The following is a 275-nucleotide window of genomic DNA, read 5'->3' as shown; positions in this document are numbered from 1 at the left end:
CCTGCGGCCAGCTGGCTCAGTGCGCTCACCTGTTGCTTCTCGCTTTCGCTCAGTTGCTCTGCCGTTTTGCCCGGGAACAGCTGGCCGGCAATGTAGCGCGCCGCCAGTTCCCCCCCGCCGGCACCCAGTCCGCCTGCCGCGGCCGACTGGTTGTTCAGCTCCGCCGTCACCGCACCCAGCACCGCGTGCGCCATCGCGTTGGCCGCAACGTCTACTTTACCGGTCAGCGGATTGGTGGTCAATTTCTTGATTTCCGTCGCCAGGTACGGCGAGGC

At 66.2% G+C, this 275-nt stretch carries 1 protein-coding gene; it reads right to left on the bottom strand.

Features of this window, described 5'->3' with window-relative positions:
• Positions 1-275 (bottom strand): VENN motif pre-toxin domain-containing protein (locus HMPREF3138_RS26040; protein ID WP_210394241.1); only part of this gene is annotated, 275 nt, incomplete at both ends.

The organism is Serratia sp. HMSC15F11 (assembly GCF_001808215.1).
GTDB lineage: Bacteria > Pseudomonadota > Gammaproteobacteria > Enterobacterales > Enterobacteriaceae > Serratia > Serratia nevei.
The sequence above is the reverse complement of the archived record's forward strand: the minus strand, read 5'-3'. Positions and strand labels throughout refer to the sequence as shown.